We start from the raw sequence: 14,924 nt of genomic DNA, 5'->3' as shown, positions 1-14,924 counted from the left end.
TCTTCCTCCTAAAGGGATCTGGTCTTTTTCGGTAAAAAAGCAATGGCCCATGTGCCCGGTCCCATATGAACGCTGGACGTGAGCGATATCTGCTGAAGAATAATGCGTGCCTGAGGATACTGCTTGCGGATGGGGCCTTCGACGTGGTCTTTCATCCAGTCCATGTTATCCGTATATTCCAGCATGATGACGGCATCGGTGTGGTTATTCATAAACTCACTCAGGTGTTTAAAGGCAAAGGTCAACTGATCGTTGGCGTTTCTGGCGATGCCCACCTTGACGACGCCTCCAGGCATCGGGGTAACTATTGGTTTGACATGCAGCATGTCTCCGAAGAATGCGCCCGTTTTGGACATGCGCCCACCAGCGACAAGATACTGCAGCTTGTCTAAAAAAATATATTCTTCACACTCTTCCACAGCCTTTTTGGCATAGCGGATAACCGCGTCGGGATCGTCAGTATCCAGGCTGAATTCGGCAACGGCGCGCGCCGCAAGACCAAGCTTCCCTGAGGCAATGCCGGTGTCGATTACTGTCAGCCTTCCTTCAGGGTCGTGTTTTTTTTTCCAATCCATAATAACGCCGTAGTTTCCTGTATAAACGGAACCCACGCAGAGATAAAGGATGCGGGGGAAAAGGCTTAAAACTTTTTGATACTGCTGATACTTTTCAAAGGTTGAGGCCTGTGACGTGGAGGCCTTAACCCCTTGGCGCATGGCTGCCAGCATGTTGAGGGGATCGTGATAGGTCTCGGGCAGGCACAAATCGCCGACGGTAATGTAGCTGTTCAGCAGGGTGACATTGAGTTCAATGGCGTCGTCCCTCGTCATGGAGCCGGCGGCATCGGTCATGATATGAATCGCCTGTTTGCGCCCCCCACGGGAGAAACGGCGGGCCTGCTCGACCATATCTTCTTCCGCCCAGGCCACAATATTGCCCAGCCCTTCCAGCCGCTTTTTGGCCTCCCTGGTATTTCCGGCGTGAAAGTGCAGTTTCAGATATCCGTTGTCCTCAACCATCAATAAGGATTCGCCGAGCGCAGACAGGTTGGAGGAGCCACCTTTAATCGCTTCTCTCCTGAGAATGGCGTCCACACAAAAGCCTTCAGCCTTTGCCTCGGAGAGAGCTGCCGGGTTGAGAAAATCTTTGAATTTTCCGCCCAGGCCGTCGGGCATCGGATCGCGACCGGCCAGATATTTCAGACTGGCGTCGAAAAAGACAAACATGGCCAGGGCGCCGGCATCCACAACACCGGCTTTTCTGATTTCCGGCAGGACCGTGGATGTCTCCTTTACCGCCTCTTCCAGGTCGATCATGACCCGATCCAGCCACAACCCCTCAGGGTCCTGGGGATTTTTTTGCAACGAGTCAGCGAGGACGTCAAAAAACTCAAGGATGGTGCCAGGTTTGGGATCGGGTACAGTTTGGTATGCCCGATCGCGTCCTTTGCGGCAGGGAATTGCCAGATCGGTCATTCCCTGGCTGGTAAGAAAACCGGACATGAAGCACGCCACGATATTGCCGGAATTTCCCCGGGCGTTCATCATCAAGGCCCTGGTGAGATCTGGCAGAACGGCGTTTTTCTGCTTGAAAGGCGCCAGGCTGATAACCAAATTGCGGCCCGTGTCGCCGTCCGGGACGGGAAATACGTTTATTCTGTCCAGAATATCCGCCCAAGCCACAACCTTTTCACTGCCCAGAGCCAGGGCTTCCATTAAACGTTTCTGCGTCATCGACTATCCCTCATTCAATTTAGCGTTCAAAAAACGATTCAAATACATGCCACTGATAGGGGTATTGTTCCACAGCCTCCTGCAGATTTGAAGCGTAAATTTGCGCCGACTCCTTGATGGCGTCGTTTCTTTTTTCTCTCGACGCCGCTTTGACATATCTCGGCGGCAGGATTTGGAACCTGTATTTGCCTCTGCCGAGCCGAAAAGTGAATAATGTCAATATTGGCGCACCGGACACCAAAGCCAGGGTGTGGGGTCCTGCGGGTAAAAAAATGGGGCGGCCAAAGAAGGCAGCCTTAAGGCGAGAGCCCGGGTCCGTCCAGCCTATATCGCCGGCAATACAAAGAATCCCCCCCCCACGGATAAATTTCAAGGCTTCTATACCCGTAAAAAGGGAGTCCGTATCTCCCGGTTGGGAGACAAGGATTTTCAGGCCAGCTTTTTCAAGTTCTTCACGGTGTTTTTTGGCAACCAACCTGGCCTCCCGTTCGCCCATGATGAGCATCACCTTAAAACCACCCCGCCTGAGGATGCGGGCGGCGATACCCCAATTGCCGATATGCGATATGACGATAATTCCACCCTTTCCGGTTCGGACTGCCTCCTCTATATGAACGCGGCCTTCGTTCGTGTAATTCAAGGGACCGCCGAAAGAAAAGGCAATTTCGTCGCAGTAGCTTTGCGCCTGATCGTGGAACTGCCGCCAGACGCAGTTCAGATGAAACAGGCGGCCTCGATCGTTAAAAGCCGCTCGATAAAACGCAAGACCGGCCCGCACCCGCTGGGGAGCAAAAAAGAAATAGCCTGCCGCAATGACCCACGCCACAAGCCGGATGACCCAGATGCCAAAATTGCGCCCGAGCCAGTACAGTAGGTTGTTTGCCACTATCTTCACTGAATGCCACATGGTGGAAATATCATCATAAATGAATTAGTTTGTCCAGCGGATATTGCTTAATGGAAAACTATTTCATTGATTTCAAAAATCCGTTTGAGTAAGATGCCATGTATGTTTTTCCGCTGCAAAAGTCATCTTAAAGATACTGGCTGCTTGTTTGATATTTTCAGGAATGTGTTGGTGCTGACCGATGAGACGTTTGATTTTCTTATATATAGGCATGATACTGGTAATCTCTTTTCTGTCCGCTGACTGTTTTGCCGCCGGTTTTACCAGAGAAGCCATCGAGTTTGAGGCCAGGTTGCTCATGAATCGGATGGAAATCACCCGCGATGTGAGCTATGAACTGAAAAAAAGGCTAAAAACTGAGCTGGAAGACTCTGCCCTGAGCAATGTCATAGATTCTATGGGTGTCGGCGCGGTTTTCGCGTACTCTTCCGGCGAAGGAGGGATTTTTGTGAAATATATGGCGGGCGACGGATTAATAAGTTTTGTCGGCGGTCGGCAGGCTGCCCCTGTTTTGCTGAACAGCCTGGGTGTCGGCGCCATGATCGGCGGATCCGCGCAATGGGGAATTGGCTTGGTGATCGGCCGGGTTGATGAAGAAAACTTCGGCGGCCGCTACAAGGGCGGTGTAAGAACCGCAACGGCGTGGGAGGTTGCAACGGGGGCGATAAGTTATTTTTCCCGCACCAACGGAGAAGAAACTCAGGAAATCTATGTCATCTCCACAGGACGAGGTTTTTCGGCAGGCGTCGGCGGCGTAATCATGAGCATTACGCCGGCGTGGTAAGCCTTTGTGCGCGGTTTTTACGGTTATATCATTGATATTAATTTCGTAAAGAGGATCGATGCATCTGTTCCAGCTCTAACAAACCATAGCCATTCCATAATGCCTTGAGGAAGGGGCCATTAAGCTTGCATTGTCGAGTTGATCAACCGAAAGCGCGATTAATAAACACCATCATCATAGTCTCCTGCCTGGCTGTGATCGTGACGGCCATCTATTCAGGAAACCCTTGTCAAACATCGGCCAATACGTATGATAAGGACGACCCTGTAATGGCCAGAAAAACGGATCTGTTAAAAGAACGCAGAGCTGATCGGGAACGAACGGCGCGCTTCTATGATGCCCTGGAGCGTCTGATGGACCGTTTTGGTGAAGACCACGCCCGCTGGCCGGACAATGAGGATAAGCGTCTCATTGAGGAATTCCTTAATAAAAAGGATGCTCTGACCCTCAACAACTGTGTTTTTGGCAGGAACCTTCTGGGTCTGGGCATAGGGGAGACAGCAAAAAACGCCGAAGAAGCTCTAAAAGAAGGGATGGCGGACGCCTGGGGAAACCCATACAGTTTGATTCTTACAGGCAGCAAAGAGGCGCCGAAGATATTTGAAATTCTCTATGCCATCGGCGTTAATCGCGGCATACCTCTCTTCAACAGGGATATCAGCGCCAAGGTCTTTGTGTTTCTGAAGGCCGATCTACACAGCCTGTTTGCCGATGTTTTTAAGAATTATAACGGCGCGTCCGTTCTGATCATGGCGCGCGAGATTCACATACTGGGCGCCCCAGGCTCCACAGAAACCGGCTATGACGAGAAGCTCACCACCGCTCTTTGCGCTGCCGATTGTTTTGAGGCAACCGTTTATATCGGTGAAAACGATCCTGTTACGGAGATCATTCCCAGAAGATTCAGGGATAAGGTGTATGATCTTTTTGGATTCGTCATTCCCAAGTTCAGGGGAAAAGAACGAGAATCCAATGAATGCGAGAACAAACAGCCTCCGACCGTGCAGTTGTTTCGTATCAAGGACTGCGGTCATGACATACCGGAATATCATGCGGCTATGAGGAAATACGGGGCGACGCTGCTTAAAAGAAAAATTGACGCACCCTGAGAGTTTGTCGGACGAACGCCGGGCTCCTTGATTTATGGCATGATATGTGACACAAAAAAATCATTTAAACAGTAAATGGTGACGAGGTTGGAGAGTTATGGACAATAATGGGAGTACAAGCTTGCAGCTCAGGGTTTCGTTTTATGACGTGGACATGTTCCAGATCGTCTGGCATGGCAACTATCTGAAGTATTTTGATCTTGCCCGGCAGGAGCTGTTTCGCAAAAGCGGCATTGCTATTCCCCGCAACCTTGAAAAACACTACATATTCCCGGTGATCCGTACCAGCGTTAAATACCTTTTCCCGCTTAAGTTCAATGACGAATTCATCTGTTCGGCACAAATCAGGGAGGCAAAGGTGAAGCTGGTGATCGATTTCGAGGTAAGATTGCTTGGTGATGGGCGCTTGTGCGCGACAGGGCGAAGCGAACACGCGGCGGTCAGAATGCCGGAGATGGAAATGGAATTCCGCATACCGGAAGACGTGGAAAAGGCGCTGTGGTTAAGCAAAGATGTGAAGTAAGGGACGCACATCGGTAAAAACAGATGTTATAAAAAAAGGTCGTTCGAGAATATGGGTGATAAGCAGCGGGTGGTCGTAACAGGGATGGGCTTGAGAACGCCTGTCGGTAACAAGGTTAAAGATGTGACGGATGCGCTGAAAACAGGAAAAAGCGGCATCCGGTATATGCCTGATTGGGAAAAGATTGAGCGCATGCGAACGAAAGTAGCGGGTGTTTGCGACATTGAAGGTGAAGAAGCATCCATTCCCAGGCACTTCCGGCGTGGCATGGGGCGTGTGGCGATACTGGCCGCACTGGCGGCCATGGATGCGGTTAAAGATTCAGGCATCGGTGAAGCCGAAATCGCCTCCCCCACATGCGGTGTTTCTTTCGGATCAACGGCGGGCAGCACGAGCGAACAAGTCATGCAAATGGGACGTATGGTGCAAAATCAAAGTCTCGCTGGTGTTCCTTCCTCTGCCTACTTGAAGGGCATGAGCCACACCTGCGCCAGCAATCTGGCCACCATGTTTCATTGCCGGGGGCCGTTTGTTGCCTCCTGTACGGCCTGCGTGTCCGGTTCTCAGGGTATCGGGTTCGGATATGAAGCCATCGCCCATGGGAAAGCCCATATTATGCTCACTGGCGGTGCGGAAGAAATGTATTTCATGCATGCCGCCATCTTTGATGTTCTTATGGCGACCTCAAGCAACTTTAACGGTCGCCCCCATGAAACGCCCAGGCCCTTTGATGTTGCAAGAGACGGCCTGGTTGTCTCGGAAGGCGCCGGATGCCTTATATTGGAGGAATACGACCACGCCCGAAGGCGGAGTGCGAATATCTATGCCGAGATTTTGGGATACTGGACCAATTCAAGCGGCATGCACTTGACCGACTCCGACCCGGGGGGGCTGGAGGAATGCATGCGCGCGGCGCTGAAAGATGCATGCGTCCGGGCGGAAGATGTGGAACATATCTGCGCCCATGCCACAGCTACGAAAGGCGGGGATAAAGCGGAAGCCATAGCGACACAAAGCGTTTACGGATCAAAGACGCCGGTAACGGCTCTGAAAGGCAATATGGGTCACACCTTGGGGGCAAGTGGCGCAATCGAGGCCATCTGCGCCATCCTCATGGGTCGGGAAGGGTTCATGTCCCACACGGTAAATCTTGTCGAACCGGACCCTGATTTCCCCCTTTTGTACCACGTCATGAAAGAACCGCTGGACAGGGGATTTTCCTTGGGGGTAAACAACAACTTCGCCTTCGGCGGCGTCAACACCTCGCTGGTGATCAAAAACTTCCTGCCCTGAAAAATACACAACTTCTTGAAAAATATCTCTATTTTCGTTTCATGGATAAAGAGGGGAACCCCGTCCCCTCTTTTCTTCTTATGAAGGGTTCATCTTAGGCGCCCGCAGCTTTCGGGATAAAAGCAGCCTTTTTGTGAGCAGGCGGCTGAAGGTGGCTGCGTTGCGCCAGAAGTCCAGGCCCGGTTGAAAATGGGAAATACGCTGACCTGGCAGGCGATATTGGGTAGATATATCGACCTCGATGATTTTCATTTTCGCCCAAGCGGCGAGGACAAGCACCTCCACCTCAAACTGAAATTGCCGGCCACGGGGGGTCAGCCTCAAGACCTCAGGAAGAGGATAAAGGCGAAAGCCGCTTTGCGTATCGGACAGAATCACGCCACCGCAGGCCCAGACCCAGAAATTGGAAAACCCGCGGCCCCATCGGCTTGTCCAGGGCGCGCCTTTTTCCAGCATCTGGGTGCGTCTGCCCACGATGAAAGGTCTGGTGCCGGCAGGGATGGCTTTGATGAGCGCAAAGGCGTCTGCGGGATCGTGCTGGCCGTCGGCGTCGATGGTGATTGCCCAGTCGGCGAGAGGCGCCGCGGCCGCAAATCCCGTCATGAGGGCGGCGCCCTTACCCTGGTTCACAGGGTGGCAGATCACGGTTATGCCGCTTAAGCCTTCGAGCGCTTTGGGTGAAGCGTCTGTGGAGCCGTCATCGATGACAAAAATGGGACGTTTGAAGGCAAGGGCCTTGCCAATCACAGCGCCGACAGCCGCAGCATGGTTATAAACGGGGATGATGAAGACGCTGCGCGATAAAACAGCGGCGGCGTCAGGAGGCAGAGATATCGTCGCTTCTGTAGCGTCTCCTGATGTGGAAGGCGCACTGTCCCAAGAGCTTTCATGTATTGAATCGGCGATAATTTGCATAAAGGGCGTTGGCCTATCCCAGTCGTTGCTTAGCCGCCATTGCGGCTGCTGTTTTGAAATATGCGGTTTTGAATTCCGGATACCAACATAATTAAGGTCCCGATCATTTGATAAGGCCTTGTTTCCAATGGCAGGGAGTATAGGGGCGCTTTTTTAGCTTGTCAATGGATACTTGCGATAGCAGGCTTCCCGGTGGTATAGAACAAATATCGGATAATGATAGAGGAAAAAGATCTTTTCCAAAATTCAGATCGTCAAGGAGAAATACAGTCCATTGAGCCGATTTTATGGGTCGTCGATTATCTTTCTTTTATCAGCGGGGATATGCTTTTTGACATTTCCCGGTACTTTTGGAACCGCCGTCCTGTTGTCCCTGCTTTTGGCCTATCTCGTTATTTTTAGTCTGGGGGTATCCGTTTTGCGCTTGAACTTCTTTTGCCGCGCCGTCTGTCGGGGTAAAACAGGCGGCTGGCTGGTTTCTCTCACCTTTGACGACGGTCCCGATCCGGCGACAACGCCGGCCGTTTTAGATGTTCTCGCCAAACACGGCCTGCATGCCGCTTTCTTCTGTGTCGGTGAAAAAGCGGCAAAATACCCGCAGATCATCCGGCGAATAGGGAATGAGGGGCACATCATTGCCAACCACACCTATCATCATTTCTGGTGGACGAATTTTTTGAGATTGAATGGTTTAACAAGGGAAATGACAGAAACCCAAGAAACCATTCAGGGAGTTACAGGGAAATCCCCCGCCTTTTTCCGACCCCCCGTTGGTTTAACCAACCCTCACATGGCAAGGGCTCTTCGTCACAACGGCCTGATCTGCATTGGCTGGGATGTGCGCACCTTCGATACAGGGCGGACAAATAAACAGATCCTCGACACCATAGCCCGTAAAACCAGAGACGGATCCATTATCCTCCTCCATGACACGGCACGATCTCCCGGGGAGATGACTGAACTCCTCGAGGGCGTTATCGCAGTCTTGAAGAACCGGGGTTTTTCTTTTTCTGCGCTTGACGACCTTCTGGGGATTGAGCCGTATCAGAAAAATTAAAGACAGGGAGGACAAATTGTTAATGGAAAAAATGAAAATCATGATTTGGCTGCTGCCTCTTGCTTATTTGGCAGGATCCGTCAATTTTCCCATTATGCTCTTTAAGATTTTCGGCAAGGAAGATCCGCGAAAAAGCTTCAGCGGGAACGCCGGAACGGCAAACGTCGTCAGGCAATCGGGCTATGTCTGGGGTGTTATTATCCTTCTTCTGGATGTAGGCCGAGCGGCCCTCGTAGCCCTTCTTGCGGAGTTGCTCCTGAAAGACGCCCTGACCGTCTGGGTGGTTTTATTCTTACTAGTCGGCAACCGCTATCCTGTATTCTACAATTTCAAAGGCGGCAAAGGAGTGGCGACCTATCTCGGGTTTACCGCCGCCGTCGCCCCCATCTTTGCCGCCGCGTCCTGCCTTGCTTGGGTTCTGGTTTATGCCGTCGCGCGCATCACCTTCATTGGTTCCCTTTTCATGATCGCCGTCATGGGCATGGGAATCATGCAGTATTATCATTGGGGAGTCCTTGCTCTGACAGGCACGATCCTGTGCCTGCTGCTCATCATCCATTCCCATAGCTCCAATATTGCAGCTTATCTGGCATCAAGAAAAAACAAGATTTGATCAAACTTGACAAAAAAGAATTTACCGTGTTACTGCAACAATGGCTTCAGCATAGTCCTAAAAAATAAATGGTTTTACAGGGGGTGGATTGATTTTGGCCTTTACGATAAAAGATGAAGACATTTTCCAAACCGTCACGAAGTACCTGATAAATGATTTTGAAATTCCGGCAGAAAAGATACACATGGATGCGAATTTGTTTGCCGATTTGAAATTGGACAGTGTCGATGCCCTGGACTGGTTTGCCACGATGGAGACGGAAATCAAATTAAACATCGTTGACAATGAACTTCAAAAAATCAGGACAGTGCGCGACGTGGTAGAGTATGTCAAAAGAAACCGACCACCCGATGCATGAAAAGGTCTTACAGGTCCAACTGCCCATTTTTGACCTTGCGGAAAATGCCGGCCGAATAACGGCCAAGGCCATATTCCCCTCCGACGCTATATGGTTTCAGGGCCACTTTCCCACTATCGGTATCCTGCCATGTGTTGCCGTAACTGCCTTGGCCGTGGAACCTCTGCTGAGGCATTCGCAGGCCATGGGGCGCCCGCTTAAAATCGTCGGTTTTTCCAGGGTACGGATCAAGATGCTGACTTTTCCTGATGAACTGCTGTCTATTTCCATAGAAGAAATGCCGCCGGTCCCGGAGGCGGAACTTGCCTTCGAAATCGCCTGTGGGGATGACAAAATCTGCCAGGGAAGGGCGCTGGTAACGGAAAAAATAAACATGATGGATAGAGGATAAAAATGCGCGAACTTTTGGATGCATTGAAAAAGAAGATCGTCTCGGAGCTTGAGCTGACGGATATAAGGCCCGAAGAAATCAGAGACGACGAGGCGTTCTTTCAGGGAGGATTAGAGTTGGCTTCCATCGACCTGCTTTTTCTTGTCGCCGTTCTGGATAACGATTACGGCGTCCTAATCGACAACAAGGAACTTGGCGAAAAGGTGTTCCAGAATTTAACGACCCTGGCCGAATACATCATGCAGAAAAGGATAAGGTAATATGGACAGAAAGCCTTGGCTGAAAAGCTACGATCCGCGTGTCCCGGCCCATATCGAATACCCGCCGTTTACGATCCCTCAGTTCCTGCAAGATACAAGCACCGCTCACCCTCAGTACATCGCCACAACCTTCAATGACACGGATATTACATACGGCGCATTGAACGCCAAGGTTAACGGCATGGCCCACGCTCTCGCGGCACTGGACGTCAAGAAGGGCGACCGCTGCGCCTTGTTTCTACCCAACACGCCAACCTACGTAATCGCCTATTATGCCGTACTCAAGCTGGGCGCCGTTGTCGTGAACATCAATGTGGGAATCCAGGGGGAGGAGCTGGCCGATTCGCTCCGGACATCGGAAACAACCGTGATGATCTCCCTCGATATCTTTATCCAGAACATCTACAGGATAATAAAAAACACGTTGGTACGGACGGTCATTATCCATTCCGTCTTCGGCCTGGAGCAGAAGATGAAATTCGAAGGCGTGCCGCGCCCCCTGATCTTCAACGATCTTGTGGCCGCCCAGCCGACCGGGGAGCCTGTTTGGGCTTGCCGGCCCGACGATCTTGCTGTTCTCCAGTTCACCAGCGGCGCGACAGGAAAGCCCAAGGCGGCTATGCTGACCCATAAAACCATAGTCGCCAACATCATGCAGACCGCCTCCTGGGTCAACATTGCCGAAGCGGGCAACGACGCCGTTTTGTGCATCATCCCTTTCTTTCATGTCTTCGGGATGAACGCCTGTCTGAACCTCGCTGTGAAAAAAGGGTACCGCATGATCCTGGTGCCGCTCTTTAACTGGCTCGACCTCGTTCCGCTGTTGAACCTGATCGAGAAATATCGCCCCCTGTATCTGCCGGCAGTGCCGAGTCTCTGGACGGCGCTCCTGATGTCGCCCCGGGCAACGAGAGAGCTGTTTGCACCGCTGCTCATGCCCGTCAGCGGCGGGGCTCCGCTGCCTGCGAAGGTCCATAATCAATACGAAGCTTTAACGGGCCGGAAAATTTACGAGGCTTACGGCCTTTCCGAGGCGTCAGCCGCCGCCCTTTTTGCCCCCCATCCGCAGGGTGCGCCCCCCGGGAGCATCGGCGTCCCTCTGCCCGACACGGAGGTCCGCATCGTCGATCTCGAAACGGGAACGCAGGAACTGCCCATCGGTGAGGTGGGGGAGATGATCATCAAAGGCCCCCAGATCATGAAGGGCTACTATGGAAACGAGACGCTGACCCGGCAGGCGCTACGCGAAGGCTGGCTTTTCACGGGCGATCTGGCCCGGATGGACGCGGCCGGATTCTTTTATCTGGTGGACAGAAAGGACGATCTGATCATCACGAACGGCTTTAACGTCTATCCCAGCAGCATCGAGGATGTGCTCGTCAACCACCCGGCGGTGAAGGAGGCTGCCGTTGTCGGCGCGCCGGACCGTATCCGGGGGCAGGCCGTAACGGCTTACATAGTCCTGAAAGATGAGCAGACGGCCGGCAGGGAAGAGATCCTTGCCTTCTGCCGGGAAAACATGCCTGATTTTAAGGTTCCCCGGAATGTCCATTTCGTGAAACAGATCCCCCGCAACCCCATTGGCAAGCCCCTGCGCAAGTCCTTAAAACCGGAAGGGGAAGGGTCGGGTTAATATGAACGGAGACCTGCCGGCCATCGAAGCCCTTCTGCCCCATCGGACACCGATGCGGCTTGTCGATGGCGTTCTTGAGATTGATGAAAACCATATCCGGACCGTTTCGGTCGTTAAGGAAACCTGGCCCCTTTGCTCAGGAAGGGGGGCGGAGATGATCCTTGCCGTAGAAATAATCGCCCAGTCCGCTGCAGCGCTTTACCACCGGAGAAAAAATAGCTTTAGGGAACCGCAAATCTGTTTTCTTGTAGGGATCAAAAACACCCGTTTCCATGGGGAAATCATTCCCCTCCACTGGGAGCTTGCGACAGATGTCAGGAGAGTTTCCGTTATCGGCAATTATGGGATATTCAAGGGGGAAGTAAAACATGGCGCGGGAATTCTCTGTGAAGCCATGGTTCAGGGGTGGGAGCCGGCCGAGGAATTATGGGAAGCAATCAAGAGCGGCCGAAGGAGGGTTATAGCGGATGAATGAACAAAAGACGGCCCTAATTACGGGCGGAGGACGCGGCATCGGCAGGTCTGTTTGCGTGGAATTGGCCAAAGCCGGCTATTACGTCTGCATCAATTACCTTACCAATGAATCAGCGGCGCAGGAAACCCTGTCCCTGGTCAGGAAGGCGGGCGGCACGGGCGAATTGTGTCCTTTTGATGTGACTGACCTTGACGGCGTTTTATCATCCCTGAAGACGCTTTCTGATCGTGTCGGGTTCATAGAGACGCTGATCAACAATGCCGGCATCGCGGCGGACGGCCTCTTCGGCCTTATGTCGCCGGGGGACTGGCATCAGGTCATAGACACGACCTTAAGCGGTTTCTATAACGTGACCAAGCCTTTGCTGAAACCAATGTTGGCCAAAAAGCGCGGCGCGATCGTCTCCATATCCTCTATCTCCGCCCTCGTGGGAAACCGTGGGCAAACTAACTATTCCGCGGCCAAGGCCGGGCTTATCGGCGCCAGCCGGGCATTGGCCAGTGAAGCAGCTCGTGCCGGCGTGCGGGTGAATGTTGTAGCGCCGGGCCTCATAGAAACGGAAATGACCAAAGCCGTTCCCCGGGAGCACATCAAACAGCTTATCCCCATGGGGAGGATGGGCAGGCCCGAAGAGGTCGCCAAGGTCATTGCCTTCCTCTGCTCCGATGCCGCCTCCTATGTCACGGGTCAGGTCGTATCCGTCAACGGCGGGATGCTGTAAGGGGGGCGCCATTATGAACCATATAAAGACAGGCGTTTTGTTGCTTGCCGTCGTGGGCAGCTTTTTTGTCGGCCTGGCGTGGGCGGCCGATGATTTTGAAGCCCTGAGCAAATCCGCAAAAAACATCAAAAGCATAAGCGCCGATTTTATTCAGGAAAAACACCTGAAAATACTTGCGAAACCAATTGTTTCCGAAGGGCGGCTTTATTTTAAAACTCCTGTTTCTATCCGCTGGGAATACCTTTCGCCAGTAAGGACGCTTACGCTGATGAATAAACGCGGCGCCATGGTCTATATCCGGTCGGATAAAAAATGGGTGATGGACAAGGCGCAAAGCGACACCCGCGGCATTGTCATGAATGAAATCAATAACTGGTTTTTGGGGCGCTTTCAGGAAAATCCCGCTTTTACCGCTGTCTATAATCCGGGGCCGCCGCCTTCCGTCATCCTGACTCCTAAAGAAGATATGAAAAACTTTGTCTCCCGGATTGTTTTGAAATTGTCCAAGACGACGGGCATGGTGGAGCAAGTTGAAATTATGGAAGGCCAGGGCAACCGCTCAAAGATAATCTTTAAAAATGAAAAGTTAAATGTCGATCTTCCCGACATCCTGTTTGAAAAGCCATGAATTCCTTTGCCTGTCGCCTTTTTAACGTTGCCTTCCTTGTCCTTGCGTTGACGGCATGTGCCGCCATCCCGCCCTATAAGCCGCTCATCCCCGAAAGCGGAGTGGCCTGTCCCGGCATATTTCCACCAAAAGCCTTCCGGGTTGTCCACCAGATCGACATAAAGAGCGCTCTTATCGGCAAAGGCGTGTTCATCGGCGCGGCTAAGGTCGATCCACAGAATAACGCCCTGCATGCCGTTTTGATGAGCGCCGAAGGCATGGTTTTGTTCGAGGCCGAATATGAAAATGGGGATATCAAGATCATCAGCGCCTTCCCTCCCTTGAGCGATCTGGCCTTTGCCAAGAGGCTGATGGCGGATGTCTCGTTTGTCCTGCTCAAACCTGCGGGTGGACCTGTCGAGCAGGGTGTGGACGGGCAAGGCTTGACTGCCTGCCGCTGGATGGGTGAGGCAGATGCCGTTTTGGAGACGGCTTTGATGCCCGATGGCGCCGTCCGGATGCGACTCTACGGCGGGGATAGGCGGGTGGTAAAAGAAGCCCTGGCTTGGCCACCCTTTGACCGGGGAATGCCCACCCGAATAAGCCTGAAGGCATTCAGCCCCTCCAAGTACACCATCGAGTTGATGTTGATAGAGATGGAATTTGTTAATTAGTATCCTGACAGTTTCGTTAAAGGCTGTATGCTGTGCAGCACTTCATATTTCCCAGACGCCGGGGCAGGTTTCGGCGTAAGAAGAAAATGCCTCATTCCTCTTTATTTGCGAACGTCTGCGGAGTTTTTGACAAAATCGCTTCTTAAGCTGTTGCCACACGGATAACGCTGACAATCCTCTCCCGTTCAAAAAGGTGTGACACAGTAAGTTCGCCATTGCCATAGACGAAGACACTTTCACTCAGACCTAACTGCACGAGGCGCACCAGCCGCCAGGCATCGAAAAGGTGCAAATTCAGCACCTTGGCCACCGCCTCCTTGGCTGTCCAGACCATGGCAGCCGCTTGCGCCATATTCCTCCGGCCCGATCCGGCAATAGCCAATTCCTCGCTGTTCATAAAGATATGCCCCCCTTTAACCAATTTGGACGAAACGGTCTCTATGTCCACGCCGATGGGGCACTTGTCGGCAACGGCTAATGTAAAGCGCCTGTCATGGGAGACAGACGCATAATAACGGCCCTCCGCGCCCGGCAACAGGGGACGGCGATCCGTCCTATTGACCGTCTCGAGAGTGTTTGCTTCCTGATCCGGGCTCACCAAACCCATTTTATACGCCAGGATCTTGAGGCAGATGCGTGCGGCGATAAAGCCATTCTTCCGCCTTGTCCCAAAATCCCCGGCCAGTGATTGCTCGAATGGAGAAAGGGCAGTCTGGAAAGAAGGCGCCAGATAAGCCTGTTCAAGCATAATATGGTCCGCAGATAAATGGCCCATGGCATTTGAAAAAGCAAGGGACGGATGGACAATCGCTTGCCCGTCCGAGACGAGGATTTGGTTGAGAGAAAGTAAGTCCATTTTGATAAAGCAATC

19 protein-coding genes are annotated in these 14,924 nt (G+C 52.3%); 14 read left to right on the top strand and 5 right to left on the bottom strand.

Translation table 11 applies throughout. From position 1 onward, the window contains the following. Positions 1–8: 8 nt before the first annotated feature. The 3 genes from M0P74_14055 to M0P74_14045 all read right to left on the bottom strand — a co-directional run bounded on the left by M0P74_14055 (position 9) and on the right by M0P74_14045 (position 2,940). Positions 9–1,733 (bottom strand): DegV family protein, encoded by a 1,725-nt coding sequence (locus M0P74_14055; protein ID MCK9364706.1) that lies wholly within the window; start codon positions 1,731–1,733, stop codon positions 9–11. A 19-nt stretch (positions 1,734–1,752) separates the two neighbouring features. After that, positions 1,753–2,640 carry a lysophospholipid acyltransferase family protein gene (locus M0P74_14050; GenBank protein MCK9364705.1) on the bottom strand — a complete coding sequence of 296 codons (888 nt, stop codon included), beginning with the start codon at positions 2,638–2,640 and terminating at the stop codon, positions 1,753–1,755. 72 nt (positions 2,641–2,712) lie between these two features. Further along, entirely contained in the window at positions 2,713–2,940 is a 228-nt protein-coding gene (locus tag M0P74_14045; protein MCK9364704.1) for a hypothetical protein, read from the bottom strand. Here M0P74_14045 and M0P74_14040 point away from each other — a divergent pair. The 4 genes from M0P74_14040 (at position 2,939) to M0P74_14025 (ending at position 6,349) form a co-directional block, all read left to right on the top strand. Then, entirely contained in the window at positions 2,939–3,424 is a 486-nt protein-coding gene (locus tag M0P74_14040; GenBank protein MCK9364703.1) for a hypothetical protein, read from the top strand. The genes M0P74_14045 and M0P74_14040 overlap by 2 nt on opposite strands. Positions 3,425–3,693: 269 nt before the next feature. Continuing rightward, complete coding sequence (locus M0P74_14035; GenBank protein MCK9364702.1) at positions 3,694–4,533, top strand: hypothetical protein; 840 nt, start codon at positions 3,694–3,696, stop codon at positions 4,531–4,533. Positions 4,534–4,630: 97 nt separating this feature from the next. Beyond that, complete coding sequence (locus tag M0P74_14030) at positions 4,631–5,056, top strand: acyl-CoA thioesterase (protein MCK9364701.1); 426 nt, start codon at positions 4,631–4,633, stop codon at positions 5,054–5,056. 51 nt (positions 5,057–5,107) lie between these two features. Then, a complete protein-coding gene (locus M0P74_14025) occupies positions 5,108–6,349 on the top strand; it encodes a beta-ketoacyl-ACP synthase (GenBank protein MCK9364700.1) in 1,242 nt (413 codons plus the stop codon). 78 nt (positions 6,350–6,427) lie between these two features. Here the strand turns inward: M0P74_14025 and M0P74_14020 are convergent, their stop codons facing one another. Then, positions 6,428–7,264 (bottom strand): glycosyltransferase family 2 protein, encoded by an 837-nt coding sequence (locus M0P74_14020; GenBank protein ID MCK9364699.1) that lies wholly within the window; start codon positions 7,262–7,264, stop codon positions 6,428–6,430. Positions 7,265–7,595: 331 nt separating this feature from the next. Here M0P74_14020 and M0P74_14015 point away from each other — a divergent pair, with 331 nt between their 5' ends. From M0P74_14015 to M0P74_13970, 10 genes are all read left to right on the top strand, one after another. After that, complete coding sequence (locus M0P74_14015; GenBank protein ID MCK9364698.1) at positions 7,596–8,321, top strand: polysaccharide deacetylase family protein; 726 nt, start codon at positions 7,596–7,598, stop codon at positions 8,319–8,321. A gap of 22 nt (positions 8,322–8,343) precedes the next feature. Further along, positions 8,344–8,934 (top strand): glycerol-3-phosphate acyltransferase, encoded by a 591-nt coding sequence (locus M0P74_14010; GenBank protein ID MCK9364697.1) that lies wholly within the window; start codon positions 8,344–8,346, stop codon positions 8,932–8,934. A gap of 94 nt (positions 8,935–9,028) precedes the next feature. After that, the gene (locus M0P74_14005) at positions 9,029–9,292 is read left to right on the top strand and encodes an acyl carrier protein (protein ID MCK9364696.1); all 264 of its coding nucleotides are present in this window, start codon (positions 9,029–9,031) and stop codon (positions 9,290–9,292) included. Then, on the top strand, positions 9,261–9,683 hold the full coding sequence (locus M0P74_14000) for a hypothetical protein (protein MCK9364695.1): 423 nt from the start codon (positions 9,261–9,263) through the stop codon (positions 9,681–9,683). The genes M0P74_14005 and M0P74_14000 overlap by 32 nt, the downstream gene beginning before the upstream one ends. Before the next feature lie 2 nt (positions 9,684–9,685). After that, positions 9,686–9,943, top strand: coding sequence for a hypothetical protein (locus M0P74_13995; GenBank protein ID MCK9364694.1), 258 nt, complete (start codon positions 9,686–9,688; stop codon positions 9,941–9,943). A gap of 1 nt (position 9,944) precedes the next feature. Continuing rightward, positions 9,945–11,576: an AMP-binding protein gene (locus tag M0P74_13990; protein MCK9364693.1), complete on the top strand. Its 1,632-nt coding sequence runs from the start codon at positions 9,945–9,947 to the stop codon at positions 11,574–11,576. A 1-nt stretch (position 11,577) separates the two neighbouring features. Continuing rightward, entirely contained in the window at positions 11,578–12,051 is a 474-nt protein-coding gene (locus tag M0P74_13985; GenBank protein ID MCK9364692.1) for a hypothetical protein, read from the top strand. Beyond that, on the top strand, positions 12,044–12,772 hold the full coding sequence (gene fabG, locus M0P74_13980; protein MCK9364691.1) for a 3-oxoacyl-ACP reductase FabG: 729 nt from the start codon (positions 12,044–12,046) through the stop codon (positions 12,770–12,772). Before M0P74_13985 ends, fabG begins: the two co-directional genes overlap by 8 nt. Positions 12,773–12,785: 13 nt before the next feature. Then, a complete protein-coding gene (locus M0P74_13975; protein ID MCK9364690.1) occupies positions 12,786–13,400 on the top strand; it encodes an outer membrane lipoprotein carrier protein LolA in 615 nt (204 codons plus the stop codon). Continuing rightward, positions 13,397–14,053, top strand: a complete 657-nt coding sequence (locus tag M0P74_13970) for a hypothetical protein (protein ID MCK9364689.1) — start codon at positions 13,397–13,399, stop codon at positions 14,051–14,053. Before M0P74_13975 ends, M0P74_13970 begins: the two co-directional genes overlap by 4 nt. Positions 14,054–14,195: 142 nt before the next feature. Here the strand turns inward: M0P74_13970 and M0P74_13965 are convergent, their stop codons facing one another. Beyond that, positions 14,196–14,801 (bottom strand): 4'-phosphopantetheinyl transferase superfamily protein, encoded by a 606-nt coding sequence (locus tag M0P74_13965; GenBank protein MCK9364688.1) that lies wholly within the window; start codon positions 14,799–14,801, stop codon positions 14,196–14,198. Positions 14,802–14,924: the final 123 nt, after the last annotated feature.

The organism is Syntrophales bacterium (assembly GCA_023229765.1).
In the GTDB taxonomy this organism is placed as follows: domain Bacteria; phylum Desulfobacterota; class Syntrophia; order Syntrophales; family UBA5619; genus DYTH01.
The sequence above is the reverse complement of the archived record's forward strand: the minus strand, read 5'-3'. Positions and strand labels throughout refer to the sequence as shown.